3 protein-coding genes are annotated in these 1,227 nt (G+C 75.4%); 2 read left to right on the forward strand and 1 reads right to left on the reverse strand.

The genetic code is table 11. The annotated features are described in order from the left end of the window. Nucleotides 1-39 precede the first annotated feature (39 nt). Nucleotides 40-252, forward strand: coding sequence for a hypothetical protein (locus tag HW577_RS25285; protein ID WP_198378841.1), 213 nt, complete (start codon nt 40-42; stop codon nt 250-252). Further along, on the forward strand, nt 249-608 hold the full coding sequence (locus HW577_RS25290) for a DUF2155 domain-containing protein (RefSeq protein WP_198378842.1): 360 nt from the start codon (nt 249-251) through the stop codon (nt 606-608). Before HW577_RS25285 ends, HW577_RS25290 begins: the two co-directional genes overlap by 4 nt. Nucleotides 609-647: 39 nt before the next feature. Here the strand turns inward: HW577_RS25290 and HW577_RS25295 are convergent. Further along, nucleotides 648-1,227, reverse strand: a 580-nt coding sequence (locus HW577_RS25295; RefSeq protein ID WP_198378843.1) for a cyclic nucleotide-binding domain-containing protein, incomplete at its 5' end; no start/stop codon positions are given.

A 1,227-nucleotide genomic window follows, 5' to 3' on the forward strand; every position in this document is an offset into this window, starting at 1 on the left:
CGCCCCTGCCCCGGCGCCGGCCCCGGCGCCCGCGCCGCGATGAGCGCGCCCACCGTCTGGCCCGGCGCCGACGGCAAGCCCCTGTCGTGCCGAGAGAAGCTCAAGGTGCTCGCGGAGAACCACGCGGAGGTCCGCCAGGCGCTGCAGGACGCGTTCGAGGACGCGGTGCTGATGGGCGTGGACGAGGCGGCGATGCGGGAGATGCTGCGCGGGCTGGTCGATGGGCTCGAAAGCCCGCGGAAGCCCGGATGAGGATCGCGGCCGCCCTCGCCCTTTTGGTCATCGCCCTGCCCGCCGCGGCGCAGGAATGGGTGCCGATGCGCAGCGCGCGACTGCAGGCGCTCGACAAGGTGACGGCGCGCATCACCATCCTCGACGCGCCGGTCGGGCGCGCGGCGAGCTTCGGGTCCCTGACCATCACCCTGCGCGCCTGCCAGGGCCGTGCCCCGGACGAGGTGCCGGATGCCGCGGCCTTCATGGAGATCACCGACAGCCGCGCCGCGCCGGGCAGCCCGCCCGCCTTCCGCGGCTGGATGTTCGCCAATGCCCCCGGCGTAAGCATGCTGGAGCATCCGGTCTACGACATCCGCGTGCTGGAGTGCCGCTGAGCGGGCATCCTGCTGCGCGGCGGGACATCTGCGACCCCCTCAGCGCAGGCCGAAGAAGGATTTCAACCGCGCCAGCATGTCCTCGCGCGAGGGGAGCGCGGCCGAGGCCTGCGGCGAGGGGCCGGCGGCATTGCGCGCCTGCCGCGCGACCATGATCGCCGTCAGCCCCTCCACCAGGTCGGGGCGCGCGCGCAGCAGCGGATCGAGAGCATCCCGTCCGAGCTCGAAGACCAGCGCCTCCGTCTCTGCGCGCACGGTCGCGCTGCGCGGCTGGCCGGTGAGCAGCGACATCTCGCCGAAGACGGCGCCCGGGAACAGCCGGTCGACGCGCCGTTCCCCGCCGCCCGGCCGCGCGATCAGCACCTCCAGCGCGCCCTCGGCGAGGAGGTAGAGCGAGGCGCCTTCCTCCCCCTGCCGCACGATGGTCGCGCCGGGGGCGAGCGCGTGCCTGGCCATGCCGTCGGCGAGCGTCGCGCGTTCCTCCGCCGTGAAGGGGCGGAACAGCTCGGTCGCGCCGAGCAGCGTGGCGGGGCCTGCGGGCTCGGGCGGCTGCCAGGGGCGGCCGGGCGCCACCTCCCGCCCCGGGCGGGCGAGTTCGAGCCCGGCGCGCTGCAATGCG

The organism is Neoroseomonas rubea, assembly GCF_016106015.1.
Taxonomy (GTDB): Bacteria; Pseudomonadota; Alphaproteobacteria; order Acetobacterales; family Acetobacteraceae; genus Neoroseomonas; species Neoroseomonas rubea.

Coding starts and splice junctions, on each gene's coding strand:
- HW577_RS25285 (WP_198378841.1), top strand. CDS start 40: ATGAGCGCGCCCACCGTCTGGCCCGGCGCCGACGGCAAGCCCCTGTCG.
- HW577_RS25290 (WP_198378842.1), top strand. CDS start 249: ATGAGGATCGCGGCCGCCCTCGCCCTTTTGGTCATCGCCCTGCCCGCC.